The organism is Arthrobacter stackebrandtii (assembly GCF_017876675.1).
Lineage (GTDB): Bacteria > Actinomycetota > Actinomycetes > Actinomycetales > Micrococcaceae > Specibacter > Specibacter stackebrandtii.
On the sequence record NZ_JAGIOI010000001.1, the window covers coordinates 205937 to 231421 of the forward strand.

19 protein-coding genes are annotated in these 25485 nt (G+C 67.0%); 8 read left to right on the forward strand and 11 right to left on the reverse strand.

Annotated features, from left to right (window positions below; translation table 11 throughout):
- The first annotated feature begins 57 nt into the window (after positions 1-57).
- Positions 58-696, forward strand: coding sequence for a VOC family protein (locus JOF48_RS00950; protein WP_209676474.1), 639 nt, complete (start codon positions 58-60; stop codon positions 694-696).
- Positions 697-1077: 381 nt separating this feature from the next.
- On the opposite strand, the gene JOF48_RS00955 is transcribed toward JOF48_RS00950, so the two are convergent.
- A complete protein-coding gene (locus JOF48_RS00955) occupies positions 1078-1965 on the reverse strand; it encodes a CPBP family intramembrane glutamic endopeptidase (RefSeq protein WP_209676475.1) in 888 nt (295 codons plus the stop codon).
- 192 nt (positions 1966-2157) lie between these two features.
- Here JOF48_RS00955 and JOF48_RS00960 point away from each other — a divergent pair, with 192 nt between their 5' ends.
- Positions 2158-2835, forward strand: a complete 678-nt coding sequence (locus JOF48_RS00960) for a histidine phosphatase family protein (protein WP_245346352.1) — start codon at positions 2158-2160, stop codon at positions 2833-2835.
- A gap of 28 nt (positions 2836-2863) precedes the next feature.
- Here JOF48_RS00960 and JOF48_RS00965 read toward each other — a convergent pair whose 3' ends face one another.
- The 3 genes from JOF48_RS00965 to JOF48_RS00975 form a co-directional block, all read right to left on the reverse strand.
- On the reverse strand, positions 2864-3466 hold the full coding sequence (locus JOF48_RS00965; protein WP_209676476.1) for a class I SAM-dependent methyltransferase: 603 nt from the start codon (positions 3464-3466) through the stop codon (positions 2864-2866).
- A 159-nt stretch (positions 3467-3625) separates the two neighbouring features.
- On the reverse strand, positions 3626-5527 hold the full coding sequence (locus tag JOF48_RS00970) for a multicopper oxidase family protein (RefSeq protein WP_209676477.1): 1902 nt from the start codon (positions 5525-5527) through the stop codon (positions 3626-3628).
- A complete protein-coding gene (locus JOF48_RS00975) occupies positions 5524-6042 on the reverse strand; it encodes a DUF6220 domain-containing protein (protein ID WP_209676478.1) in 519 nt (172 codons plus the stop codon). The genes JOF48_RS00970 and JOF48_RS00975 overlap by 4 nt, the downstream gene beginning before the upstream one ends.
- 269 nt (positions 6043-6311) lie before the next feature.
- Between JOF48_RS00975 and efeU the strand changes: the two genes are divergently transcribed.
- The 3 genes from efeU to efeB all read left to right on the forward strand — a co-directional run bounded on the left by efeU (position 6312) and on the right by efeB (position 10506).
- Complete coding sequence (gene efeU / locus JOF48_RS00980) at positions 6312-7907, forward strand: iron uptake transporter permease EfeU (RefSeq protein WP_209676479.1); 1596 nt, start codon at positions 6312-6314, stop codon at positions 7905-7907.
- Positions 7908-7989: 82 nt separating this feature from the next.
- The gene (gene efeO, locus JOF48_RS00985) at positions 7990-9222 is read left to right on the forward strand and encodes an iron uptake system protein EfeO (RefSeq protein WP_209676481.1); all 1233 of its coding nucleotides are present in this window, start codon (positions 7990-7992) and stop codon (positions 9220-9222) included.
- Positions 9223-10506, forward strand: coding sequence for an iron uptake transporter deferrochelatase/peroxidase subunit (gene efeB / locus JOF48_RS00990; RefSeq protein ID WP_209676483.1), 1284 nt, complete (start codon positions 9223-9225; stop codon positions 10504-10506).
- Between the two features lie 39 nt (positions 10507-10545).
- Here the strand turns inward: efeB and JOF48_RS00995 are convergent, their stop codons facing one another.
- The 5 genes from JOF48_RS00995 to JOF48_RS01015 all read right to left on the reverse strand — a co-directional run bounded on the left by JOF48_RS00995 (position 10546) and on the right by JOF48_RS01015 (position 15290).
- Entirely contained in the window at positions 10546-11337 is a 792-nt protein-coding gene (locus JOF48_RS00995; RefSeq protein WP_209676485.1) for a DeoR/GlpR family DNA-binding transcription regulator, read from the reverse strand.
- Positions 11338-11449: 112 nt separating this feature from the next.
- The gene (locus JOF48_RS01000; RefSeq protein WP_209676487.1) at positions 11450-12289 is read right to left on the reverse strand and encodes a class II fructose-bisphosphate aldolase; all 840 of its coding nucleotides are present in this window, start codon (positions 12287-12289) and stop codon (positions 11450-11452) included.
- A gap of 13 nt (positions 12290-12302) precedes the next feature.
- Positions 12303-13265 carry a 1-phosphofructokinase family hexose kinase gene (locus JOF48_RS01005; protein ID WP_209676489.1) on the reverse strand — a complete coding sequence of 321 codons (963 nt, stop codon included), beginning with the start codon at positions 13263-13265 and terminating at the stop codon, positions 12303-12305.
- Entirely contained in the window at positions 13262-14260 is a 999-nt protein-coding gene (locus JOF48_RS01010; RefSeq protein ID WP_209676490.1) for an ROK family protein, read from the reverse strand. Before JOF48_RS01010 ends, JOF48_RS01005 begins: the two co-directional genes overlap by 4 nt.
- Positions 14261-14384: 124 nt before the next feature.
- On the reverse strand, positions 14385-15290 hold the full coding sequence (locus JOF48_RS01015; protein ID WP_209676492.1) for an SIS domain-containing protein: 906 nt from the start codon (positions 15288-15290) through the stop codon (positions 14385-14387).
- Positions 15291-15655: 365 nt separating this feature from the next.
- On the opposite strand from JOF48_RS01015, the gene JOF48_RS01020 reads away from it, so the two are divergent.
- A complete protein-coding gene (locus JOF48_RS01020) occupies positions 15656-21004 on the forward strand; it encodes an endo-alpha-N-acetylgalactosaminidase family protein (RefSeq protein WP_209676494.1) in 5349 nt (1782 codons plus the stop codon).
- 212 nt (positions 21005-21216) lie between these two features.
- On the opposite strand, the gene hutI is transcribed toward JOF48_RS01020, so the two are convergent.
- Positions 21217-22440, reverse strand: coding sequence for an imidazolonepropionase (gene hutI / locus JOF48_RS01025; RefSeq protein ID WP_209676496.1), 1224 nt, complete (start codon positions 22438-22440; stop codon positions 21217-21219).
- Between the two features lie 134 nt (positions 22441-22574).
- On the opposite strand from hutI, the gene JOF48_RS01030 reads away from it, so the two are divergent.
- Complete coding sequence (locus tag JOF48_RS01030) at positions 22575-23219, forward strand: LysE family translocator (RefSeq protein WP_209676498.1); 645 nt, start codon at positions 22575-22577, stop codon at positions 23217-23219.
- On the opposite strand, the gene JOF48_RS01035 is transcribed toward JOF48_RS01030, so the two are convergent.
- Entirely contained in the window at positions 23216-24322 is a 1107-nt protein-coding gene (locus JOF48_RS01035; RefSeq protein WP_209676501.1) for an NAD(P)/FAD-dependent oxidoreductase, read from the reverse strand. The genes JOF48_RS01030 and JOF48_RS01035 overlap by 4 nt on opposite strands.
- A 142-nt stretch (positions 24323-24464) precedes the next feature.
- Between JOF48_RS01035 and JOF48_RS01040 the strand changes: the two genes are divergently transcribed.
- Entirely contained in the window at positions 24465-25481 is a 1017-nt protein-coding gene (locus tag JOF48_RS01040; protein WP_209676503.1) for a formylglycine-generating enzyme family protein, read from the forward strand.
- The last annotated feature ends 4 nt before the right edge of the window (positions 25482-25485 follow it).

Sequence of the window (25485 nt, forward strand, 5' to 3'; positions counted from 1 at the left end):
ATGCGGCTTAGGGCACACTAAGTCGAGTGATCTGCGTCAAAGTGCCAAGATGAAGTCATGCGAATGGACCATGTTTCTTATGCGAGTGAATCAGACGGATTGGCTGCCACCGCGGAGCGAATCGCGAGTGCCTTGGGGGTCAAGGCGGTGAAGGGCGGAATCCATCCGCGCTTCGGAACCCGCAACATGATCATCCCCCTCACGGACCACCACTATGTGGAAATTGTCGAGTGCCTGGACCACCCTGCCTCCGACAAGGCGCCGTTTGGCCAGGCCGTCAAGGCGCGGTCTGCTGCCGGCGGCGGATGGATGGGCTGGTGCGTCGCCGTTGACGACCTGGTCCCGTTCGAGGAGCGCCTGGGCCGCAGCGCAGTGCCGGGCAACCGCAAGTTCCCCGACGGCCAGGAACTGATCTGGCAGCAGATCGGCATCAAGGGCCTGATCGCCGATCCCCAGGTGCCCTACATGCTCAAGTGGGAGGGCGACCCCGCCCTGCACCCGTCCCAGGCACGGCCGTCGTCGGTTCGGCTGTCGTCGCTGACCATCGCCGGCAGCGCCGAGCGCGTCACCGAATGGCTGGGCGAGCCGGTCGAGGCGCCGCTGGACGACGTGGCCGTGGAGTGGATCGCCCCGCGCGGCACCCCGGGCATCATGTCCGTGACGTTTGAAACGGCCCAGGGCCGGGTCACGATCTAGCCCCGGAGCCCTCACCTTTTCCTTGCACGACGGCGGCACGCACCTTTCGGAAGGTGCGTGCCGCCGTTTTGGTGTCACCTGGGCTTTTGCATCCCCCAGCTTTTGCATCCGACGACGTCCGGCCCACTTTGGGTATGCGCCGAGTTGGGGTACTGGGCTTGCGCCACCATGATGCCTGCGCAAAGTTGGGGGTGCAAGCGTGCGCATACGCAAAGTCGAATCCGGCCCCACGCCGCCCCGGCCAACACTGGCACTTTGGGTATGCGCCGAGTTGGGGTACTGGGCTTGCGCCACCATGATGGCTGCGCAAAGTTGGGGGTGCAAGCGTGCGCATACGCAAAGTCGAACGCGGAACTCGACACTGCGCCGGTGTGCCCGGGCTCAGCCGCCGAAGCCCAGCGCCGGGCCCAGCGTGAACGCGGCAATGTCCACGAGCGCGTGCGCCACCACCAGCGGCGCCACCCGGCCCCATTTCTTGTACACCCAGCCGAACAGCAGCCCCATGGCAAAGTTGCCGACGAACGGCCCGAACCCCTGGTAGGCGTGGTAGCTGCCGCGCAGCACTGCCGCCAGAAAAATCGCGCTCCACCAGCCCAGGCCAATCTTCTGCAGGCGCCCCAGAAGGTAGCCGTTGAGGATGACCTCTTCCAACACGCCCGCCCGGACCGCCGAGAGCACCAGCACCGGTACGGTCCACCAATACTGGTCTAGGGCGCTGGGAATGATCTCCGTGGTGATGCCCAGCGCCCGCCCGGCCGCATACAGGCCCAGCGACGGCACGCCAATAATGACCAGCAGCCCCAACGCCCCCAGCCCGTCGCGCACCGGATGCCGCCAATCCAGCCCGATCTTGCGGAACACGGATTTCCCCGGCTCGGCCAGCAGGTAAAACACCAGCAGCACGGGCACCAGCGAAAAGAAGATGCCCAGCACCTGGTAGGTAAAATCAAACACTTCCCGGCTGTTCTGCACCGCATTCAATGTGGAGGTTCCCTGCGCGATCGGGGCCTGGCTCATCTTGTCCAGCAGCGACACCACCGAATACACGGCTGACTTCCCCAGCGACAGACCCAGCACCAGCAGCACCTCAAAAATCAGCCGCCGCCGAGACCTGCCTCCCCAGTCTTGGAGTTCGACGGCGGCTCCCCCGCCTTGCGCTGTTGGCGGCACGACGCCGGCTGCCCGGGCCGGCCCGGCACCCGGGGAGGCCGGGGCAGGGACGGAAGGTGCGCCGTCGTGCTTGGAATGGGCGGGAACGGGATCATTCATGGTCCCCATCATGCCGTCCCCGGCTGGAAATCGCATGTGCCCCGCCAGCGGGGATGGCACGCGTGATGCCTACACGCCGAGGGCCCCGGGCCGAGCCAGCGGGGATTGGGACTGCGTGGGTGGGCCCACACGCCCGAGGGCCCCGGGCCGAGCCTGCGAGGTTTGGGAGGGCGTGGGGAATAGGCTCGTGCCATGGGAGCGCCTCGACAGATCATCATGGTGCGGCACGGGCAGTCGGCCGCGAACGTTGACCAGACCATTTACAACCGGATTCCCGACTACCGGATCCCGCTCACCGAGCTGGGCGTGGCGCAGGCGAAGGCGGCCGGCGAGAGGGTGCGGCGGCAGCTGGACGGGCAGAAGGTGCGCGTCTACGTTTCGCCGTACCTGCGTGCGTACCAGACGCTGGAGGCGATGGCGCTGGGCGACCTGGTCGAGACCACGATGGAGGAGCCGCGGCTGCGGGAGCAGGACTGGGCGAACTTCCAGAACCCGGCGGAGATCGCGGACCAGAAGGAACTGCGCAACGCGTACGGGCACTTTTTCTACCGCTTCCGGGAGGGCGAATCGGGCTCGGACGTCTATGACAGGGTGTCGAGCTTCATGGAGACGCTGTTCCGGCAGTGGGCCAAGCCCGGCTACGCCCCGAATGCGCTGTTTGTGACGCACGGGCTGACGATGCGGCTGTTTTGCATGCGCTGGTTCCACTGGTCGGTGGAGTATTTTGAGTCGTTGAACAACCCGGAGAACGCCGAGACCCGCACACTGCTGAAGACCGGCGACCGCTACACCCTTGACCGGCCGTTTGACCAGTGGACTCCGGCGCATCCGGGCACCACCGTGCTGGACGCGCCGGACCACATTTGGTGAAGCGACCGGCCTGAGGGGCCTTGAACTCTCAGCCGCCGTCGAGTTCGAGCCGGTACCACATCGGGGCCGTCCGGTTCATGGGCCAGCCAAGCCCGGTCGGCGACGCTTCTTCGACGGGCGAGACGCTCCATCGCGGGAACGCGGTCTCGATGTCTTCCCTGGCCACGCCGCCGATGGAGCCCTGAAAGCGCGACGGACCAAACGCCAGCATCAGCAACCGCGCCCCGGGATTCGCACTGGCGGTGACCTCATGGCCCACGAGTTGGCGCTGCCCTGGATTGAACCCCTGAATGCAGCCGATGTCCACGAAGAGATCGAAGGTGCCCAGGCCTTGGGTGCTGAGCGTCGTCGCGTCGCCCACGACGTAGCGCGGAACGTTCCCTCTGCCTGGGCCGGCGTCGTGTTTGGCCGCCGCAATGGCCGCCGGAACATAGTCGAGCCCGGTGGCATCCCAGCCGATGCGGGCCAGGACAGGGGTGAATTTTCCGCGGCCACAACCGATATCAAGGGCGCGTCCATGACGGCGTGGCTTCTCACGCTCGAGAATACCGACGATTTGCTCGCGGCTGCGTTCGCCGTAGCGCTCCCACGGGGTCAGGCCCAAGCGGTACATCAGCGCATAATTCATCATGATTTCACTCCTCTGGAACTGGTGAAACTCTACTCCCGCACCATGGCCGGGTCGCCTGGCACCCCTATTCGGGCTTGTTGCCATGCGGCCCACCGTGATTGAAGGGGGTTGTTACTCCCTTGTATTTCAGCACCATCATCATGCCGTTGGCGGCGTGCTTCAGATTGTGGCAGTGTCCATCCACACCCCGGGGTTGTCTGCCACCAGCGCCACCTCCCAGACCTCGCCGGGCTGCACATCAAACGTGTCGAGCCACAGCGGCGATCCTATGGCTGGGACACCATTGCGGGCCAGCACCAGCACATGGTGCCCATGAACGTCCATGGGATGGGTTTCCCACCCCCGGTTGGCCACCGTCAGCCGCACCACCTGCCCCGTCGTGACCTCGATGCCGGGAATGTGCGGGTAGACGGATCCATTGACGGTGTAGCCGAAGCCGGGCAAGCCATCCATCAGTCGCGGCAGCCGGTCCAGCACCATCGTCGCCTCCACCACGCTCGTGCCGCGGGGTTGTGCTGCCGGAGTCGGACGGCCATAGCGCAGGAGATCGACGTCGGGCAGTGCTGCGGCATCCATGGCCTGGCTCGCAAGGCTCCTCGGTGGGCTCACTGACGGCGCCGCTGTGACTCCCACGGGGAGCAGGTTCAGTGACACCGCCTTCGCGGAATCGGTCCGCAGCGATACGGGGGCCTCCGGCATCCTCAGGGCAAGGTCGACTCGGCCGCCCGCAGGCAGGCGCAAAGGCTGACCCGCGATGTCCGTTGGATCCATGACATCATGGCCGTCAACGGCAACAACCCGGTAGGGGCTGCCCGTCAGTCGCAGGCGATGGGGCTGCTGGTCGGTGTTGGCCACCCGCAGCCTCACAGGCGTGCCAATCGGAACACTGTGGTTCTGGGCCGCATCCGAGGAGCCAAACACCACGGCCCGTCGAAAGGTATGGACCGGCACACTTAGGTCAAGTGACTCGGCGATGCCATCACGCGGCAGGACGATGAACATGCCGTAGAGCCCCCGCCGCACACCGTCGGAGGAAACCTGGTGGGTGTGGTACCAGTAACTTCCCGCATCCCGGGCAACAAAGTCATAGGTGAATGTTTCGCCCGGCAGGACGGCATTCTGCGTCACTGCGGCCACACCATCCATCTTGTTCGGCACGTCATAGCCATGCCAGTGGATCGTCACGCCTTCGGAAATATCGGTGTTGTGCAAGGCCACTGACACCCGGTCCCCTTGGAACACGCGCAGTTCAGGCCCGGGGACAGAACCATAGGTCCACGCGTCCGCGGCAACACCACCGCTCAGGGTCAGGCGCTGCCTGGCAGCCGTGAGCGTAAATTGCCGGTGCCGCCCCGTCAGCCCGGACAAGTCCGCGGGAAGGTCGGTCAGGGGCACCTGCGCGGCAGTGCCCGCCAGCGAAGGTTGGGCCCCATGCACCGTCCCGGCATGCCCGTGCCCTCCGGCGAGGACCCCAGGTTCCGATGCCGGCCCCAGCCAGACAAAGGTGAGAGAACCGATCAGCACGAACGCAGTGAACCCAGCCAAGCTGCCAACGGCGCGTCGTCCGACATGCGCCAAGATCAGCCAACTCAGTGCCGTTGCCAACAGGACCAGCAGATACGGCACCACTGCCGGGGCTGATTCAAGCGGATAGCCCACAACCAGCCTGGCGATGATTCCTGCAATGGCAGCTGCCGCAGCGCCGATGTACGCCACAGGCACCAGAAGCGGCAGACCGGCGACGCGTCGTCCAGTTGCCGCCTTGGTGAGCGGGCCAGCGGCCAGAACTGTCGCAATGGCTGCGTGGATACTCAGGATTGGCAGGGCAAAGGAAATTTTTTCCTGCACGAACCACCAACCGTGCCGGGCAAGCAGGGACGCCATCCACCACAGCGCGGCCAGAGCGGCAATGCCAGCGGCGTTGACGCCCAGGCCCCATCGAGCCTTCGCACTGTTTGCGCCACCCAGCTGCCCCACTGCCAGCACCGCCGCGCCGAGCCACACCGCCACCGTGGCCACGGCAGCGATGAGGTCCGCTGCGAGCAGCGCGGTCACGCTCATGGGACTCGACGCACCTCTTCAACGGATCCGGTGGGCGCGTCCATGGACCTGGCTGGAACGGCGTCGTCGGGGTTCGTGACGGGCACTGTTTGGGCACCGAATGCCAGCTTCCACGAGCGCCGGATCAGCACTGTGCAGGTGAAGAAGATTACGGCTCCGTTGACCGCGTGGAATGCCAGCATGAAGGTTGCGGCCAAGGGAATGCTGATGGCTTCACCTTCGGACGGCGGACCCACGTTGAAGATGGTGCCTGTCAGGATGAACAGCACCGTTTGAAACAGCACCAGAACCAGCGGCAGTACGCTCAGCCAGATGAGCCGCTTGCCGGCGTGGGCCAGCGCCGCCGAGATGATGAGCAACAGCGCCAGCAACGGGAGGACGAAGCGGCCGTTCATGGCGTGGAGGATAAACAGTTCGTCCTCCGGGTTGCTGAAGACGCCCACTGCGGCGAGGTAGAACTGCAGAAGCACCGCGGTGGTGAGCAGGATGGACAGCACCGCGAATAACTTGCGCACTACAACGCTCCTTGCTTTTTTGGGTCGGTACTTTTTCCATGATGAACCTGCCGCTGCAACACTTCATCCGTGGCAGCACGTAGCTTTGCGGACTACTGCAAACTTCTTGCCGTCAGCCGGCGGGATGCACCTCCACGATCCCGCCCCGGGCCGAAACATTAGGCAACAGATCACTGCCCTAATTATGAAATTAACGCCATGGAAGGGTAGCCTTTCTTTGGCCGGAGCAAACTCCAGCCGTTAATTATCGAAACCACCGGAGTATCTGGGTGCTGGCAACATTGGTGATTGGCCTTCGCGAAGGCCTGGAAGCCGCACTGATAGTGGGCATGATCGCCGCTTTCCTGCGCCGCAACACCATCTCACTCAAGCCCATGTGGCTCGGTGTGGGCGCCGCCGTGCTGGTCAGCGCCCTGGTGGGCATCACCTTGGAAATCGTCTCCGCCGCGCTCCCCCAGCAGCAGCAAGAAGCCATGGAAACCGTCATTGGCGCCGCCGCGGTCATCATCGTGACGTTCATGATCCTGTGGATGAGCAAAAACTCCCGCAACATGAAATCCACGCTGGAACAGCACGCCGGATCCGCACTCAAGGGCGGTTCGGTCATGGCCCTGGCGGTCATGGCATTCCTGGCGGTCTTGCGCGAAGGCGTGGAAACCGCCGTCTTCATGGTGGCCGCCTTCCAGTCTTCACTGAGCCCCCTGGCCGCCGGCACCGGCGCGGTGCTGGGCCTGGCGGTGGCCTCCGGCATCGGCTTCCTGCTCTTCCGCGGCGCCATCAAGCTCAACCTGGCCAAGTTCTTCCAGGCCACCGGCGTGTTCCTGATGTTCGTCGCCGCCGGGCTGGTCATGAAATCCCTGCGCACCGCCCACGAGGCCGGCTGGCTCAACGTCGGCCAGGACACCACCATCAGCCTCGCCTGGCTGGCCCCCAACGGCAGTGCCCGCGCCGCCATTCTCACCGGCGTCTTCGGCATCCCCAACGACCCCCGCGTGGTGGAACTGCTCGGCTGGGCCCTCTACCTGGTCCCCATGCTCGCCTTCATCCTGTGGCCGCGCCGCGCCAAGCCCACCCCGGCAGCACTCCCCCGCGTGCAGTTCGCCGCCGCCGGCGCCCTGGCCACGGCTGCCGTGGCGCTGGCCATTGCCGCCCCGCTGGCCATTCCTGCCGCAACACTTTCCTCAGGCACGACGCCGGCCCTCACTTCTTCCGGCGAGGCTGCGGTGACGCTTCGCCTCGCCTCGGATGAGGCCGCGGTGGCTGCCGGTGCAAACGCCGCCGCGGCCACGGGCGGCGGCAAGACACTCATCGTCACCGCGACCGACGGGCACAGCAACAGCTACGCCCTGACCGGCCATGGCACCGAATCACATGCCGGCCGCACCCTCTCCGCCTATACGGCCGTTGGCGGGGATTCCGCCAGCTCCAGCACGGCCGAGCCCGCCGAGCTCTCGGTGGCGGCCCTGGTGGAACTCAATGGCGGGCGCATCCCCGTTGGCATCAGCGCCTCCGCCAACCCCGGCCCCTTCGACGCCAGTTGGAAGCACAAGGGCGCCATCACCGTGTGGCTGGCCGGGGACACTCTGGTTGATGCCGTCAATGACGAGGGCACTGCGCTGACCCTCAGCGGCGGCGGCCTGGCCAGCCCCCGCACCATTGCCGTGGTGGGTGACGGCGGCTGGTCGGTCCCGGAGGACCATGTAACCGCGGCCGTCACCGAGCTGAACACCCTGGAATCGGCACGCAGCGAAAACACGTTGTGGTCGTGCATGCTCCCGTCGGTCCTGGCCATCGCCGCCGTGGCGTTTCTGGTGGCTGCCCGCCGCAACCGGCGCCAGCTGCTGGTCACCGCCCCCTCCCCTTAATTTCCTCCTGCCCACCGCTGCCCGGCTTCGGGCAGCGGTGCTTTTGCACCCCTTTTTACAACCCACCCCATTAAGGACACCCATGACTTCCTCCCCCACCGCCGCGCGCCCACGCACCATCCCCGCCCTGGCCGCGGGTGCCACGGTGCTTGCCCTGGCCCTGGCCGGTTGCAGCACCGCCACCCCTTCCGGCACGGCCGGCACCGCCTCGGGCGAGGCAGCACCCGTGAGCAACGGGGCGGCTCAAATCTCCGTCAGTGTTGAAAAGGTTGACGGCTTGGACCAGTGTGTCCCCGACTTCGCCACCGCCCCCGCCGGCCCTGTCACCTTCACAGTGGCCAACAAGGACGCCTCGGGCGTCAGCGAGGTGGAGTTGCTCAGCGACAAGCGCATCCTGGGTGAGCGCGAGAACATCATCCCCGGCCTGAAGGCCGTCAGCTTCACCGTGACCCTGCCCGGCGGCCAGTACCAGCTGTACTGCCCCGGGGCAGGCAACGAAAACACCCCGTTCACCGTGACCGGCAGCGCCGCCTCGGCGCAGGCCAACGGCGTGACCGGCCTGCTCAAGGAGGGCACCGACGGCTACGCCAAGTACGTCTCCGGACAGGTGGACAGCCTGGTGTTGGCCGTGGCCGCACTCCAAAAGGCCGTTGACTCGGGCGACGTGGAGGCAAGCCAGAAGGCGTATGCCGAGGCCCGCCCGTTCTTTGAGCGCATCGAGCCCGTGGCCGAAAGCTTCCCCGACCTGGACCCGGCACTTGACCTGCGCGTGGCCGACGTCGAGCCCGGTGCGGAGTGGACAGGTTTCCACCCGCTGGAGAAGGACCTCTTTGAGGCCCAGGCCGTCACGGACGGTTCCAAGGCCCTCGCGGCCGGCATCGTGAGGGACGTCGACACCTTGAAGTCCCTCACGGCCGAGCTGGAAAGCAGTGGCGCTTACAAGCCCGAGGAGCTCGCCAACGGTGCCAGCGGGCTGCTGGAGGAAGTCCAGTCATCAAAAATAACCGGTGAGGAAGAGGCCTACTCCAAGCTTGACCTGGTGGACTTTGCCGCCAATATCGAAGGGTCCCAGCAGGCGTTTGAATACCTCAAGCCGGCCCTGCAGGAGATCGACCCGGGCCTGACAAAACAGATTTCCACGCAGTTCGAAACGGTCACCACAGCACTGCAGGACTACCAGGATCCGGCGGCGCTGGGCGGCTGGAAGCCGTACACCGATGAGCTGAAGGCCTCCGACGGCGCCAAGCTCACCGCCCTGATCCAGGCCCTCCAGGCTCCGCTGGCCAAGATTTCCGAAAAGGTTGCAACCGTCTAAATGGAGACACCCACAGCACCCGGCCCCGACGTTCCGCGGCGGTCACTGATCAGCGGTTCTGCCGCAATGGCTGCGGCGGGCGGCCTCGTGCTCGGCGCGGGCGCGGCCACAGCGGCAGCCGCCGCCATGGCACCCAACGGGGCATCCGGCGTCGTACAGGGCGCCAGGAACGGCGACGAGCGCCATCCCTTCTACGGCGAACACCAGGCGGGCATCAGCACTCCCCCGCAGGACCACCTGGTGTTCACCGCCTTCGACGTCACGGCGACAACGCCGGTGGAGCTGCAGCTGGTTTTGGCGAAGTGGTCGGCGGCGATGGCGGAGCTGACGAACGGCAGGCCCGTCGGGAAGGTGCAGCCTGCGCGGGCGAACGGCGTGCCCGGCGACACCGGGGAGGCTGCCGACATGGGGCCGCACGGGCTGACGCTGACACTTGGATTTGGGCCGTCGCTGTTTGACGGGCGGTTTGGGCTGGAGAAGTTCAAGCCGGCCGGATTTGACCAGCTGCCGGCGATGGCTGGGGAGTCGCTGGATCCGGCGATGACGGGCGGGGATTTGTGCATCCAGGCGTGCGCCAACGATCCGCAGGTGGCCTACCATGCTGTCCGGAACTTGGCCCGGATGGCAAGGACATCCGTGAGGACGCGCTGGACAGTGCTCGGTTTTGGCCGCGCTTCGGCCGGGGCAAACCAGATAACCCCGCGCAATCTGCTGGGCTTCAAGGACGGCACCCGGAACATCAAAACAGAGGAGGACTTTGCCGAGCACGTGTGGGTGGGCGATGAGGCCGGGCAGGGGTGGATGGCGGGCGGCAGCTACCTTGTGGCGCGCAAGATCCACATGATGATCGAGACGTGGGACGAGGATCCAATCAACGACCAGCAGGGCATTTTCGGCCGGACCAAGCAGGCGGGCGCACCGCTGTCCGGAACCCGCGAGCACGACGTCCCCGATTTCCATGCGGCCGCGCCCGGCGGCGGTCCGGTGATTCCGGCGGACTCGCACATCGCGCTGGCAGCCCATGAGAACAACGGCGGGACGAAGATCCTGCGCCGCGGCTACAACTTCACCGACGGGCTCGACGCCGTGGGCCGCCTCGATGCCGGGTTGATGTTCCTGAGCTTCCAGCGCGATCCGGAACAATTCGTGGCACTGCAGCGCAAGTTGGGTTCCTCGGACCGGCTCAACGAATACATCCGGCACGTGGGCTCCGGCGTGTATGCCGTGCCCGGCGGGCTCCCTGCGGCCGGCAACTACTACGGCAAGGAGTTCTTCCCCGGATAACTGGGCTGTCCAGGGTCTTTGGGTCCCGCGTGCTTGGGGTCAGGCCGGCGGGGCGACGATGACCTTGGTGCCGGCGTCCTCGAATGCCCGGAGTTGCTCCAGCGTGATGCCGGAATCGGTGATGACGTTGCCCAGGTTGGTCAGGTCCATCGTGGCGAAGGCGCGGCGGCCGATCTTGGAGGAGTCGGCCAGGATGAACGCCTCGGACGCACGTCGGGCCATCCGGGAGTTGACGGAGGCCTCGCCCTCGTCGTTGATGGTGGGGGCGGCGCCGGGCTCGATCCCGTTGACGCCGATGAACGCAAAGTCCAGTGCAACCCGCTGCAGGATGGAATCGGCGTACGGACCCACGAGTTCGTAGGAGCGCGGGTTCACGATGCCGCCGGTGACCATGATCTTGAAGTTGGGCCGGATGGCCAGCTGTGCGGCAATGTTGATCGCGTTCGTCACCACTGTCAGGGTGGGCCGGTTGGATGCCTCCATCAGGTCCTCGCGCGTGGCCAGCACCTGGGCCAGGGCCGTGCTGGTGGTGCCCCCGCACAGCCCGATGACCGCGCCCTTGGGAATCAGTGCACTGGCAGCCAGGGCGATGGCCTGCTTTTCGTGTGCGAAGTCGTCGCGGTTGTACCGGCCCGGAAGGTCGTAGGAGACGGAACCGCTCGTGGCACCGCCGCGGGTGCGGGTCAGCAGCCGCTCGTTGGCCAGCGAGTCCAGGTCGCGTCGGGCCGTGGCCGGGGAGACACCGAGCTTTTCAACGATCTCATCCACTTCCACCTGCCCGTCGGCAGCCAGGATGTCCAGGATGGCGGTGAGGCGTTCGGTTCTGTTCATAATTCCTTCTCCGGGCGATGGTTCCGTCTCCGGCCATGGTACGTGGCGGCGGCCGTGTTTCCCCTGCAGGGGCTGCGTGGCGTTCCTGGGCGGGCCGGCCGCCGTCGTGCGGTTACTTTGCGGCGGCAAACAGGGACAGCAGGCGCGCAACCTCGGGAACCAGCGCGTCGCGGCCGGCCCCCAGGTATTTGCGGGAGTCCACGACGGCCGGGTTGGCGTCGAGGTATTCGCGCACGGCGCGGGTGAAGAAGCCGTTCAGGTGGGTGGAGACGTTGATCTTGGTCATGCCGGCAGCGATCGCAGCCACGATGTTCTCATCCGAAACGCCGGAGGAGCCGTGCAGCACCAGGGGCACCTCCAGGGCTGCCTTCAGTTCGGCGATGCGGACCAGGTTCAGCGCGGCGGAGCGCTCGGTCATGGCGTGCGAGGAGCCCACAGCCACAGCCAGTGCGTCCACGCCGGTCGCGGCGACAAATGAGGCGGCTTCGGCAGGGTCGGTCAGCACGCCCGGTGCGTGGGCGCCGTCCTTGCCCCCGACCTTGCCCAGCTCTGCCTCAACGTACACGCCGCGCTCATGGGCGTAGGCGGCCACGCGAGCCGTGGATTCCACGTTTTCCGCGTACTCGAGGTGCGCGCCGTCGTACATGACGGAGCCGAAGCCCAGGTCCACGGCCTCGTACGCGAGGGCCTCGGACTCGGCGTGGTCCAGGTGCACCGCCACCGGGACGGAGGCCCTGCGGGCGGCGGCGAGGGTGGCCGCGGCAACGGGCTCGAGCCCGCCGTGGAACTTGGCGCAGTTTTCGGAGATCTGCAGGATGACGGGGCGCCCGGCAGCCTCGGCACCGCCGATCAGCCCCTCAATGGTCTCGAGGTGGATCACGTTGAACGCGCCCTGCCCCGTGCCGGCCTTCGCGGCCAGGTCCATGATGTCGCGCGTGTTTGTCAAAGCCATGAGATGGAGGTCCTTAGTGGTCTGTGATGATGAGTTGTTCGGCAAGCTCGGTGTACCGCGGGGAGATTTCCCCGGCACCCGGCATAAGCACGGCGGCGGCGCTCCAGGAAGTGGCCCGGCGCAGGATTTCGCGGAGGTCCTCCACGCCGTTGGCAAGTGCGACGGCGGCCGCGCTCACGGCAGCGTCGCCGGCCCCCGTGGGGTTTCCGCTCAGCGGCGCCGGCAGCTTGGCCTGGATGTAGCGGCCGGGGTTCTCGGCACTGAATGCGAGCATGCCCTCCTCGCCCACGCTGACCAGGACGCGCCGGGCGCCGAGGTCCATGAGCTTGCGGGCGGCGGCGGCAAGGTTGGTCTCCCCCACGGCTTCCATGAGTTCGTGGTTGTTGGGCTTGAGCAGGTCTGCCCCCGCCTTCGCGGCTGCCAGGATGCCGGCACCTGAGGTGTCGATGATGGCCGGCACGCCGGCGCCGTGGGCCAGTGCCACAAGGGCCGGGTAGAAGTCGGCCGGCGCCTGGTCCGGGAGGGAGCCGGAGCCGACGAGCACGCCCGGGCGGCGTACGCCGTCGGGCATCTGGACACCGGCGAGGTTGTCCACGACTGCAGCGGCGAGGGCCTGCCACTCTTCCGGCGACAGCGCCTGGCCGGACTCGTTGAAGATGCTGGTGGTGAAGTCCGCGGCGGTGTCCACGAGCGCGATTGAGCTGCGGGTGTCGGCGGCCACGGGGACCAGCTGGTGCAGCATGCCGGAGGCATCCAGGTCGGTGCGGAAGCGCTCCCCGGAGAGCCCGCCCACCGTGGCGACGGCCAGTGTGGGGTGGCCCAGCTGGTGCGCCACGCGGGAGACGTTCAGGCCCTTGCCACCGGCGCGGTGGAGCGGGGTGGGGACGCGGTGCGAGGCGCCCAGGTTGATGCCGGGCACGGTGTAGGTGACGTCGACGGCGGGGTTGGGCGTGACCGTCAGGACCAGGTTGTTCATGCGGGCACCTCCAGGGTTCCGGACTCGCGGAGGCTGCGGGCCTTCAAGGCGGAGCCGATCAGCCCGGCGTTCTCCCCCAGTGCGGCGTGGACGTATTCCGGGCGGCGGTGGAAGGTGAGCAGCTCGTCAACGCGGGCGGCGAGGGGTTCGAAGAGGGTGTCCCCCGCCATGGACAGCCCGCCGCCGAGCACCACGGTCTCGGTGCCGAGGATGGACACGCACTGCGCCACGCTGAATGCGAGGGCGTTGATGGCGTCGGAGTAGACCGTGGCGGCCGCCTCATCGCCCGTTGCGGCCAGCTCGAGCACCTGCCGGGCACCGGCCACGGCCGTTCCGGTTGCTTCCGTATAGCGGCGCGCGATGGCACCTGCGGATCCGAGGGATTCCATGATGGCCATGCCGCCGCCGGGGGCGGGCACCATGGCATGGCCGATCTCCCCCGCATAGCCGCCGCCGACAACACGCCGGCCGTCGCACAGCACGGCACCGGCGATGCCCGTGCCAATCACCAGGATCAGCACATCCGTCTTGCCCACGGCGGCGCCGAGGCGGAATTCCGCCTCGCCGGCCATGCTGACGTCGTGGCCAAAGCCGACCGGCACGCCGAGCGCTTCAGTCAGGGTGGCCGTGAACGGGAAGTCCTTCCAGCCGAGGTTGGCCGAGTAGACGCCGATGCCGGCGTCCTCATCCACGATGCCGGGCACCGTCACGCCCACGGCGGTGATGTGCAGCTCCGGATGCGCGGCCCGGTATTCCCCGGTCAGCTCCACGATCCGCGAACACACGCTCTCGCCGGAGCGGGCGCCGTCCAGCGGCGTGGGGTGGCGCTGGATGTCCAGCACTTCGACGTTGCCCCCGCCCAGTTGCCCGTGCACCATGCCGACCTTCATGTCGGTGCCGCCAATGTCGAAGGCCAGCACGACGTCGCTGCCTCCTTGGGCGGATGCATCGGCTGGGGTGCCTGACTGGCCGGGACGGTTGGTCAAAGTGTTCATCAAGTTCAAGTTCTTTCGCAGAAAAACGCACAGTTCGATGGCGGGAAAATGCCGGGAAAACATGAGGCACCCCACTTTGGGCAAAGTGGGGTGCCTAACATTTTAGCCGGTATCCCGTGCGTGCTTAGTCGTCCAGGATGACCGAGCGCGACAGGTTCCGCGGCAGGTCCGGGTTCATGCCGCGGGCGCGGGCGCGCTCCAGCGTGACGCGGTGGATGCGGGCCAGCTCAGCGAGCGGGTGGGTGTCAGTGTTGACGTACAGCGCGCCAGTCTTGGCCACGTCGCGGTCCAGGCCCTCGGGCTGCTCGCCGAACATCCAGGTGACGCGGTTCGGGGCGGCGATGGAGATCGGGCCGTGGCGGTACTCCTTGGCCGGGTACGACTCGGTCCAGCCCTGCACCGCTTCGCGCATCTTCAGGCCGGCCTCGTGCGCCAGGCCCACGGTCCAGCCGGTGCCCAGGAAGGTGAACTGCTCGGCGTCGATCAGCTCCTGCTCCACCGGCGCCGTGACGGTGGTCTTGGCGTCCTCGACGGCGGCACTGAGGTCCACGCCGACGCTGGTCAGCAGGTAGCTCAGGGCCGTGGTGGCAAAGCGGGTCTGGACCACTGACTGCTCATCCGCGTAGGGAAGTTCGACGACGGAATCGGCCAGGGTCATGATCGGCGAGTTGACGTCGCCCACCAGGGCAACGGTGTGCACGGTGCCCTTGATGGCGGTCAGGATTTCAAGCACCTCGGTGGTGGTGCCGGAGCGGGTGATGGCGATGACGGCGTCGTAGCCGCGCTCGGCGCCAAGGAAGGCCTCGGAGGCGGCGAAGGCGTCGGTGACACCCTTGCCCGCTGCCTCACGGGCGGTGGCGTAACTCTGCGCCATGAACCAGGAGGTGCCGCAACCGATTACGGCGACGCGCTTGCCGTCTTCCGGCAGCAGGTTCTCCGCCTTGGCCTGGGCAATGGCCTTGGCCCAAACCTCGGGCTGGCTGGTGAGTTCGGCATCCATAAAGGGGCCAAGCTGGGTGTTCTCGCTCATTCTGGCGTTCTCCTAGGGTTCTGCCCCGGTCCGGCGCCGGCCTGCGGCACGCACGGGGACGGTTTCACTGCCACCATCCTAACACAATCTGATTGTTAACAATGATTAAACGTCATGTTAAATCAAAACCTTCCGCACTCCCCTCACTGCAACCGCGGAAATCCGCACCCGCCACCCTTTTGGCCCGCCCTGTCCATTCAGCCAGTTGTCGTGCACGTCACATATAGGCAATAATGGGAAATTGTTATGCATAACAGTGACGCGGGCCCCAGCCCTGTGGCTGTTGCGCTCCGCACTGGGGCCACCATCACCAGCCGGCAAGCCGCCGGCTGTCCCTGTTACAAAGATGTTCAAGGAGTTCTTTGATGTCTCTCACCCGACACCGCCGCACCTGGCTGGGAATGGGGGTGGCCGGCGCAGTCATGGCCGGCACCGTCATCCCCGTCGCCGCGGCCGCGCCCGCCCTGGCGGCAGACGGAACGGCGGTGATCACCTCCGGGCAAATGTCCGTGGAGGTTTCCACCGCCTTCCCGCAGGCGCTCAAATACACGCTGGACGGCAAGTCCATGGCCGGTGCAACCGCCACCGCCACCACGATGCGCATCAACGGCGTGGACCAGGACGTCACCGTCACGTCCAAGGCCAGCGCCGACGGCGCATCCATTGACTACGACATTGCCGTCCCCGGCATGGACGGCGTCAGCCTGAAGGCGCGCCTCGCCGTCGAGAAAAACGTGCTGACGTTCAACATCACCGAAATCAAGGAAACCGGCACGGCGCAGGTCAACCGGATCCAGATCATGGACCAGGACCTGGTCACCGTGTCCTCGGCGGATGCCGGTGCCAGCGTAGCCACGGCAGTGGTCTCCACCGACCGCGCCAAGACCGGCGACACCATCACGGCCGTCAACGCCGACACCGCCGTGGACGCGGCCGCCAAGACCTCCATGGTGGCCATCGCGAACACGGCTGAGCTGGCCGCAGGCTTTGAGTCCAACTCCCTGTACGACGGCGCCTGGTCCAGCGAGGACAACTCCCTCGCCGCCAGCGAGCGCGGCCGTTTCTGGCGCCAGGTCAAGGCCGACGGCGCCAACAAGAAGGTGGGCGTCTCCTCCGGTGCGTGGCTGTACCGCGCCAAGGGATCCACCGAGACCGAGCCCCTCCCCGAGGCCAAGGTCATCATCACCGGCGATGCCAACGCCGACGGCACGGTCAACTGGCAGGACGGTGCCATCGCCTCCCGCGACATCCAGTACAAGCCCAAGGGCTGGGAGGATGTGAAGAACCGGGTTGTCCAGAACATCCCGTTCAACTTCGCCAGCCAGGCCACCAACCCGTTCCTGCGCACCCTGGACGACGTCAAGCACATCGCCCTGGCCACCGACGGGCTGGGCCAGTTCTCCCTGCTGAAGGGCTTCACCTCCGAGGGCCACGACTCCGCCAACACGGACTTCAGCGGCAACTGGAACGAACGCGCCGGCGGCATCAAGGACATGAACACGCTGCTGGAACAGGCCAAGGAATACGGCGCCACGTTCAGCGTGCACATGAACAACACCGAGGCGTACCCGGAATCCAACGCCTTCAGCGACGAGTTCATCAAGCAGCCGCCCGGCAAGGGCTGGAACTGGCTTGAGCAGTCGTACTACATCGACCAGCGCCGCGACGTTCTCTCCGGAGACCAAAACGCACGCATCAAGGGCCTGGACGATGCCGCAGACGACAACCTGACCACCAACTACATCGACGTCTACTACGAGTCGGGCTGGGTGGGCGAACGCCTGCAGCGCAACATCATGGACAACGGGTTCTCGGTCTCCTCCGAATTTGCCAACTCCATGGTCCGCAACAACACGTGGTCGCACTGGGCTGTCGACGAGAAGTACGGCGGAAGCACGCTGAAGGGCTGGAACTCGGAGATTCTCCGCTTCGCCCAGAACACCCAGCGCGACATCTGGAACCCGGACCCGCGCCTGGGCACCCCGCACCTCGTGGAGTGGCAGGGCTGGACCGGGCAGAACAACTACAACGCGTTCCTGAAGAACGTGTGGGACAACAACGTGCCGGCCAAGTTCCTGCAGCAGCAGGAAATGACCACGTGGACGCCCGAGGCGATCACGCTCGAGAACAACCTGCGCGTCACGGGCACCTCCCTTGAGGACCGCATCATCACCCAGGACGGCGTGAAGGTCCTCGAGGGCCACAACTACCTCCTGCCGTGGGCAGGGACCGCCATGGAGTTCGGCGAAACCGCCAACCACGACGTCAACGACCAGACCAAGCTGTACAACTACAGCCGGGACGGCGGCACCCAAAACTGGAAGCTGACCCCCGAGTTCGCTTCCCAGGCCACGCTGAAGCTGTACGAGCTCACAGCCCAGGGCCGCCAGTTCGTCGCCGACGTTCCCGTCACCGACGGCGGCATCACGCTGACCCCGAAGGCCAACACCGCCTACGTGCTGGTGCCCACCGCGGAGCTCATCACCGTGCCGGCCAACGCCGACACCAACTGGGGCTTCGGCACCGGGATCAAGGACCCCGGCTTCAACTCCGGCAACCTGGCTGCATGGAACCCCACGGGCGATGTCACCGTGGCCACCTCGGCCAAGGGCCTGGCAAGCGCCAAGTTTGGTGCCGCCGCCTCCAGCATCAGCCAGGAACTGGCCCCGCTGGATGCCGGAACATACTCCGTGAGCGCCTGGGTGGAAATCGACCCGACGGCAGACTCAACGGAGAAGTTCCCGCGCGGCAAGCGTGAAACAACGCTCTCCGCCACGGTCTCCGGATCCGATCCGGTCACCAACACCACCAACTCCTCGGCCCTGTTCAACACGGTGGCCGCGGACCAGAAGAACCGCACCTTCACCCAGCGCGTGCGCGTGCTGATCGATGTCAAGAACGACCGCGATGCGCCGACGGTCACGTTCTCGGCTCCTGCCGGGGCAACCGCTGTCCTGGTTGACGACTTCCGCGTTGTCAAGACCGCGCACGTATCTGCCGCCGATGTCATCGAAGGCGAGCAGTCCGGCGTCGTGCTGGCCGAGGACTTTGAAAACGTGGACCAGGGCTGGGGCCCGTTTGTGAAGGGCAACGCAGGCGGCATCACCGACCCGCGCACCCACCTGGCGCCCATCCACGCCCCGTACACCCAGAAGGGCTGGAACGGCAAGGTCATGGACGACGTGCTGGACGGGAAGTTCTCCCTGCACGCCCACGAGGAAAATGGCGGCCTGGTCTACCGGACCACACCGGCAACCATGAAGTTCACGCCGGGTCACGACTACGAGATCTCGTTCAACTACCAGTCGACCAAGGCGAACGAATACGCCTGGGTTGGTGGCTACGACGGCAACGCCGGCGCGGTCCAGACCCAGTCCACCCCGTTCCCGGAGATGCACGAAACCACGCGCTGGAAGCAGAACTTCACGGCATCCGCCTGCGGCGACAGCTATGTCGGCCTGCTGCGCACCGGATCCGCTGCCGCAGATTTGTCCCTGGACAACCTGCTGATCCGCGACCTGGGCGTTTCCACCAGCACCCCGGCCTGTGCACAGCTCTCGCTGGGCCAGACCGGGCCGATCATCGAGCAGGGCGTGGACAACGAGTTCACCTCCACGCTGGTTTCCAACGAGCCTGCCGGTGTCAAGGACGTGGCTGTTTCGCTGGTCCTGCCCGAGGGCTGGACGGCGACGGCGAAGACCGCCGCCACGGCCGCAACACTGGCCCCGGGCGCCAAGCTCGTGACCAAGTGGGCCGTGCATGCGCCTGCCTCCGCCGACGGCAGCTACAACGTCACGGCAAAGTCCGTCTACACCACCACGGTGGACCCGATCGGCGAGCGCAAGGCTGAGTCCACTGTGGGCGTCTACACCATGCCCCACCCGCCCACCGAGGACACCTATGCCTCTGCCATGCAGTGGATCGGCACTCCCGCCAACGGCTGGGGCCCGGTTGAAAAGGACCTGGCCAACGGCGAACAGGGTGCCAAGGACGGCAACGAACTCACCCTGGACGGCAAGGTCTACAAGAAGGGCCTGGGCGTACACGCAGTTTCCAACATCAAGTACTTTGTTGGCGGCCAGTGCACCGCGTTCAACGCCGTCATTGGCGTTGACGACTACCAGGCCAACAAGGGCACCGTGGTGTTCTCAGTGGTGGGCGACGGCGTGGAGCTGTACAACTCCGGACTCGTGACCGGCGCTGATGCAGCCAAGGTCATCAGCGTCCCGCTGAACGGCGCCAAGTACATCGAGCTCAAGGTGGGCGACGGCGGCAACGGCAACGGCAATGACTGGGCCGACTGGGCCGACGCCAAGTTCATGTGCTCCGACGAAGCCCCCGCACTCGTGCTGGCCCCCTCGGTCACACCGGGCGGCCCGCTGGAGCGCGGCGGCGAATTCACCGTGTCTGTTGGCGAGCTCAAGGCCGGCACGGAAGCCACCTTCACCCTTGGCACCGCCGAGCTGGGCAAGGCCACGGCCTCCGCCGACGGCGTTGCCACCTTGACCGGAACCCTCGCCGCCGACGCCGCCCTGGGCGCCGCAACCATCACGGTTGCGGGCACCGACGTCAACGGCAAGGCCGCCACCGGAACTGTCGCCGTCACCATTGTCGGCACTCCCCCGGCGGCTCCTGATGCCGACGTCTTCGCCAGCGACCTGGAGTTCGCGGGTACCCCCGTCAACGAATGGGGCCCCGTGGAGCGCGACATGAACAACGGTGAAAACGCACAGGGCGACGGTGCACCCATCACGATCGACGGCAAGGTGTACGAGAAGGGCCTCGGCGTCCATGCCGATTCCTCCGTCACGTTCTACCTCGGCGGAGCGTGCACCACGTTCACGGCCGTCGCCGGCATCGACGACGCCAAGCTGCCCAAGGCACACCGCGGCAACGTGGTGTTCACCGTGGACGGCGACGGCAAGAACCTCGCCACCTCGCCGCAGCTGACCGTTGACGATGCAGGCTACGCCTTCAACGTCGACGTCACGGGCGTGCGCTACCTCAGCCTGGATGTTGCCAAGGTCCTGGTCGACGGCAAGAACGGCGATGAGTGGGCCGACTGGGCCGACGCCAAGTTCAGCTGCGGCGACAAGACCCCGGCACTGGTGCTGGCCCCCGTGGTTGAGGGCGGCAACGCACTCGAGCAGGGTTCCACCCACACCGTGACCGTTGCGGAACTGCAGGCGGATTCCGCCGCAACCCTGCAGCTGGGCGACGGCGTTGAACTCACCGCCGTGGCCAACGCCGAGGGGGTGGCCGCGTTCACGCTGGCCATCGCCGAGGACGCCGCCGTGGGCGAGGCCGTCCTGACGGCCACGGGCACGGACAAGAACGGCAAGGCAGCCACCGGCACCACCACTGTGACCGTCACGGCCAAGCCGGTTGAGCCCGGCGAGCCCGGCTTCACCCCCGAGGCCCCGGACACCAAGGTGCTGAAGAAGGACACCGAAACGGACCTGGGCCTGGGCAAGGCGAAGTTCCCGCGCGGTTCCTCCGAGGTGGCACTGGCCAATCTCGAGGCCGGCCAGTGGTTCTATGTCTACCTCAACGGTGACGGCCTCGGCTGGCACCAGGCACAGGCGGACGGCACCATCACGGTCATCACCCCGGATGGCACCCGCCCCGGCAACAACAAGGTCGCCGTCATCAACGAGGACGGCACCCTGCACGGCTGGACCGCACTGAAGGTCACCGGACCCCCGGTACCGTAGGGCGTCACAGCTCAGCAGGGCAACACAAAAGAAGCGGGCCTCCCCCCACACGCGGGGAGGCCCGCTTTTTTGCTGCACAGACACTGCCTGCACGGCACGGGGGCAGAAAACGCTTTTCGCCACCTGTGGACAGGGCTCGAATCACGTTTCCTGCCCCCGGAGGTGAATTATCTGCCCCCGGACGCAGCAATAGCAGTCCCGGAACGGCGCGGCTACACCTTGCGGACGCCTTCGCGCCAGACGCCGGCTGTCAGCGGCACGCCGGGCCGGTAGGCCAGGTGCGTGGCAGAGGGTGCCTTCAGCATGTGCAGGTCCGCCCGGTGCCCCACGGCCAGGGTGCCCACGGCGCGGGCCCCGTCCTCGTCGAGCCCGGACTCCCGTCCCAGCGCCAGCGCCCCGCCGTAGGTTGCGGCGCGGACGGCCTCGTGCACACTGAGCCCCATCTGCAGCACGGCCGTTGCCACGCAAAACGCCATGGAGGAGGTGTACGAGGTTCCGGGGTTGCAGTTCGACGCGATCGCCAGCGCCACCCCGGCATCAAGCAGCATCCGTGCCGGTGCCAGCGGCGCGCGCGTGGAGAGGTCGCACGCCGGCAGCACCGTGGCCACCGTCCCGCGCTGCCCGGCCCCGCGCCCCGCCAAGGCAGCCGCATCCCAACCCGACCATGACTGTGCAAGGCGCGCAACGTCGTCGTCCGCCAAAAAGTTCACATGGTCAACGCTGGCCGCACCAAATTCCACGGCGAGCGCCACCCCGGCACCCGGCCCCAGCTGGTTCCCGTGCACACGCAGGCCCAGCCCTGCATCGCGGCAGGCCGTGAGCACCTCGCGTGACTGCTCGGGGGTGAAGGCCCCCGTCTCGCAGAAGACGTCCGCCCAAGCGGCGTACGGCCGGACGGCGTCGAGCATGTCGCCGCAGACCAGCGCGGTGTAGTCGTCGGCGTCGATGCCGGCCGGGACCAGGTGCGCGCCAAGGTAGGTGACCTCGTCGGCCACGGTGGAGGCGATCCTGGCGCTGCGCCCCTCCTGCTCCACGTCCAGCCCGTAGCCGGTCTTCGTTTCCAGGTACGTGGTGCCCTGCGAGACAGCCTCGGCCAGGCGGCCCAGACCCAGCCGCGTGAGGTCGTAGTCGCTGGCGCTGCGGGTGGCCCCAACCGTCACGGCAATCCCGCCGGCACTGTAGCTCTCCCCCGCCATGCGCGCCTCAAACTCGGCCGTGCGGTCCCCGGCGAAGATCAGGTGGGTGTGTGAATCCACCCACCCCGGCAGCACGGCCCGGCCCTGCGCATCGGTCCGGGTGTCGGCGGCGGGGGCCTGCGCGGTGGGCCCGATCCACGCGATCCGCTCCCCCTCCAGCACCACGGCCGCGTCGCGCAGGGTGCCAAGTTCGCCGTCCTGGGTCATCAATTCGCCAATGTTGCTGATCAGTTCGCTCATGCCCATAGCGTACGACGGCGCCGGGCTGCTTGGGGTGCCCGGCCCCGCCCTTTGTCCGGGGTGCCAGACAGGAGTTTTCGGCCGGGACCGCTGCCACGTTGCTGCGCCGCCCGGGCATGCCCGAGAATGGAGCCATGACCTTTGTTTCCCTGGTGGGCTTTGCCGGGCTGTGCCTCATGCTGGCACTGATCCCCGGCCCCGACACTTTTCTGGTGCTGCGCATCTCCATGAGCCGGGCGTCCGCCGGGATAGCCGCCGCCGCGGGAAGTGCGGTGGGCGCCATCGTGTGGGGTGCGCTGGTGGGCTTCGGCCTGGCTGCCGTGCTGGAACAGTCTGCCGAGGTGTTCCGCTGGATCAAGATCGCCGGCGGGCTGTACCTGATGTACCTGGGCATCTCCGCGCTGGTCAAGGCACGGCGGGCGCGCAAGGCCGGGCTCGCAGCGGAGCCCGGGGCCGAGGCCCCGCTGCCGTACCGGCGCCGCACAGCCTTTGCCTCCGGCGCGGTTTCAACCCTGCTCAACCCCAAGGTGGGCCTGTTTTACCTCGCCGTGGTGCCACAGTTCATCCCCCACGGCGGCAACACGCTCGGCACGGCCCTGATTCTGGGCCTGACGCTGGCCGTCATCGGTTTCCTGTACCTGATGACCATCGCCCTCGTGGCGCACAAGACCATGAAGTGGCTGAAGAAGCCCAAGGTCAACACCGTCATTGAGCGCACCAGCAGCGGCATTCTTGCCGCACTCGGCGCAGGGGTCCTGGCTTCCGGGGCAACCAGCTAGGCCGGCGCCGGCCTGCCGAGCCCCGCGCGCTGGGGACTCAGCGCGGCCGCGAGGCCGGCGTCGGTTTCGGCCAGCCCGCCCCTGATCAGCTGCGCGGACAGTGTGGCAAGGGCCGCCGACGTCTGGATTCCGTAGCCGCCCTGCCCGGCGAGCCAGAAGAAGTTCGGCACCAGCGAGTCGAAACCCACCACAGGAAGCCCGTCGGCCGCCTCGGTGCGCAGCCCCGTCCAGGCCCGCACGACGCCGGCCGGCCCCACCGTTGTCACCTCGCCAATGCGGCGGATCAACCGGGCGATGTCCTCCACCACCACCTGCGCGTCTCCTGCCGGTGCAGGCACTGACTCGCAGGGCGAGATCAGGAGGTGTCCGCCGTCGGGCCTGTAGTAGTAGCTTTCATCGGCCGGCTCGACCATCGGCCCGGCCGGGTCCACGGGGTGCTCCGTGGAGACGATGGCCACGCTGCGCCGGTACGGGACAAGGCCGCGAGGTTGCGCGCCGAAGAGCCTTGCCATCCCGTCGGCCCAGGCACCGGCCGCGTTCACCACAACCCTGGCCGAGATGGACCGTTCCCCCGCGGTGACCGTGAAGCCGCCCTGTCCGTCCGGGGCCGCTTCGGTGGCGGGCGAACCGGTCAGGATGGCGGCGCCGCCGGCGAGCGCGTGGGTGCGGTAAAAGTCCAGCAGGGCGGGGACGTCCACCTCCTTGGCGGTGTCGTCCAGTGCGGCCACCTGGAACTTTTCGGCTCGCAGCTCGGGGCTGCGCGCCATGGTTTCGGCGTGGGTGAGCCGTGTGAGGGAGGGGTGCCCGGCCAGCAGCGCCTCCACTTCATCCCGGGTGCCCAGCGTGATGAGGGGCCGGGGTTTCAGGATGGGCGCGGGCAGCCCGGCCGAGATTTCCTCCACCATGGCGATACTGCGCAGCGTCAGTTCCCGAATGGCCGGCGGGCCGTAGTTTGGCTGCATTTGCCGGGCGGACCGCGATGAGGTGTGGCGGGCCAGGCCCGGCTCCGCCTCCACCAGGACAACCCTCCGGGCGGGTGCCAGGGCCCAGGCCAGAGAGAGTCCTGCAATTCCGCCGCCAATGATCAATACATCTGCATCCATGGCGCCATCGTGGCACATTCTGCTTTCCGGGCACCAATTCGACGCCCGCCGCACCGGCGGTGGCGCCGGCACAATGGTTAAGATGGGGCGCCCCGCTGCATAGACTATTTGGAGCATCCCGATCCCTGCGTGAAGAGAGCCAATGTCCAGTTGCTGCAGTCCTGAAGGCCGAATCGAACACGGCGGCCACGCCCCTTCAGCTCCCCAGGTGCTGTCCCTCGGCATGCCATCCGCCAAGGCGCCGGCAGCGGCCGGCGATTTTCATGCAAGCCAGGCGGACATCCCGGGCGGCACCTTTGCCATGGGCGACCCCTTTGACGAGGGCTACCCCGCCGACGGCGAAACCCCCGTCCACCCCGTCACACTCTCACCGTTCAGCATTGACACCACCGCTGTCAGCAATGCGGCCTTCGCCGCGTTCACGGCAGCCACCGGATACCGCACCGAATCCGAGGTGTTCGGCAGCTCCGCTGTTTTCCACCTGGCCGTCGAGGCAGACCGTGCCGACATCCTCGGCGAGGCAGCCGGCGCCCCCTGGTGGCTCGACATCCGCGGAGCCAGCTGGGCCCGCCCTTCAGGCCCGAAGTCAAGCTGGCAGGACATCCCGGACCACCCCGTCACACAGGTCTCGCACACCGATGCCCTCGCCTACTGCGCGTGGGCCGGCCGCGCCCTCCCCACCGAGGCACAGTGGGAGTATGCAGCGCGCGGCGGCGTGGAACAGTCCCGCTTCCCCTGGGGCGCCGAGCTCGAGGGCACCGGACCCGACGGCGAGGTGGTGCACAACTGCAATGTCTGGCAGGGCACCTTCCCCACAAAAAACACTGCCGACGACGGATTCCTCACCACCGCGCCTGTCACCTCCTTCGAGCCCAATGGCTATGGCCTCTACCAAACCAGCGGCAACGTGTGGGAATGGTGCTCCGACTGGTTCCTGCCCAAGTACTACAAGAGCTGCCTGGCCAAGGGCACCGTGGCGGACCCGCCCGGCCCCACGATCGGCCGCGGCCGCGTCATGCGCGGCGGCTCCTACCTGTGCCACGACTCCTACTGCAACCGGTACCGGCTGGCGGCCCGCAGCTCCAACACCCCTGACTCCGCCAGCGGCAACCTGGGTTTCAGGACCATCGCGCTGCCCGTTGGCGGCACCGGGAGCTAGCCGC

What these genes read in the sequence shown, in the direction of transcription:
- JOF48_RS01015 (WP_209676492.1), bottom strand. Translation starts at nt 15,290, where the DNA reads ATGAGCGAGAACACCCAGCTTGGCCCCTTTATGGATGCCGAACTCACC.
- JOF48_RS00955 (WP_209676475.1), bottom strand. Translation starts at nt 1,965, where the DNA reads ATGAATGATCCCGTTCCCGCCCATTCCAAGCACGACGGCGCACCTTCC.
- JOF48_RS01005 (WP_209676489.1), bottom strand. Translation starts at nt 13,265, where the DNA reads ATGAACAACCTGGTCCTGACGGTCACGCCCAACCCCGCCGTCGACGTC.
- JOF48_RS01040 (WP_209676503.1), top strand. Translation starts at nt 24,465, where the DNA reads ATGTCCAGTTGCTGCAGTCCTGAAGGCCGAATCGAACACGGCGGCCAC.
- JOF48_RS01010 (WP_209676490.1), bottom strand. Translation starts at nt 14,260, where the DNA reads ATGAACACTTTGACCAACCGTCCCGGCCAGTCAGGCACCCCAGCCGAT.
- JOF48_RS00965 (WP_209676476.1), bottom strand. Translation starts at nt 3,466, where the DNA reads ATGATGAATTATGCGCTGATGTACCGCTTGGGCCTGACCCCGTGGGAG.
- hutI (WP_209676496.1), bottom strand. Translation starts at nt 22,440, where the DNA reads ATGAGCGAACTGATCAGCAACATTGGCGAATTGATGACCCAGGACGGC.
- JOF48_RS01035 (WP_209676501.1), bottom strand. Translation starts at nt 24,322, where the DNA reads ATGGATGCAGATGTATTGATCATTGGCGGCGGAATTGCAGGACTCTCT.
- JOF48_RS00950 (WP_209676474.1), top strand. Translation starts at nt 58, where the DNA reads ATGCGAATGGACCATGTTTCTTATGCGAGTGAATCAGACGGATTGGCT.
- JOF48_RS01000 (WP_209676487.1), bottom strand. Translation starts at nt 12,289, where the DNA reads ATGGCTTTGACAAACACGCGCGACATCATGGACCTGGCCGCGAAGGCC.
- JOF48_RS01030 (WP_209676498.1), top strand. Translation starts at nt 22,575, where the DNA reads ATGACCTTTGTTTCCCTGGTGGGCTTTGCCGGGCTGTGCCTCATGCTG.
- JOF48_RS00995 (WP_209676485.1), bottom strand. Translation starts at nt 11,337, where the DNA reads ATGAACAGAACCGAACGCCTCACCGCCATCCTGGACATCCTGGCTGCC.
- efeB (WP_209676483.1), top strand. Translation starts at nt 9,223, where the DNA reads ATGGAGACACCCACAGCACCCGGCCCCGACGTTCCGCGGCGGTCACTG.
- efeO (WP_209676481.1), top strand. Translation starts at nt 7,990, where the DNA reads ATGACTTCCTCCCCCACCGCCGCGCGCCCACGCACCATCCCCGCCCTG.
- JOF48_RS00970 (WP_209676477.1), bottom strand. Translation starts at nt 5,527, where the DNA reads ATGAGCGTGACCGCGCTGCTCGCAGCGGACCTCATCGCTGCCGTGGCC.
- JOF48_RS01020 (WP_209676494.1), top strand. Translation starts at nt 15,656, where the DNA reads ATGTCTCTCACCCGACACCGCCGCACCTGGCTGGGAATGGGGGTGGCC.
- JOF48_RS00960 (WP_245346352.1), top strand. Translation starts at nt 2,158, where the DNA reads ATGGGAGCGCCTCGACAGATCATCATGGTGCGGCACGGGCAGTCGGCC.